Origin of the sequence: Vibrio sp. OPT24 (genome assembly GCF_015163545.1) — a bacterium.
Lineage (GTDB): Bacteria > Pseudomonadota > Gammaproteobacteria > Enterobacterales > Vibrionaceae > Vibrio > Vibrio cyclitrophicus.
Window position 1 is genome coordinate 1 of the sequence record NZ_JADDYI010000014.1, and the last position, 255, is coordinate 255.

Sequence of the window (255 nt, forward strand, 5' to 3'; positions counted from 1 at the left end):
GGGAACTGAAACATCTAAGTACCCCGAGGAAGAGAAATCAACCGAGATTCCGAAAGTAGCGGCGAGCGAAATTGGATTAGCCCTTAAGCTTTTAATGATGCAGGTGAAGAGTCTGGAAAGTCTCGCAATAAAGGGTGATAGCCCCGTAACCGACACATCATAATCAGTGAAAACGAGTAGGGCGGGACACGTGATATCCTGTCTGAATATGGGGGGACCATCCTCCAAGGCTAAATACTACTGACTGACCGATAG

The 255-nt window shown here is 47.5% G+C and carries 1 rRNA gene; it reads left to right on the forward strand.

Features of this window, described 5'->3' with window-relative positions:
• A 23S ribosomal RNA gene (locus IQO02_RS03645) occupies positions 1-255 on the forward strand; the annotation flags it as partial.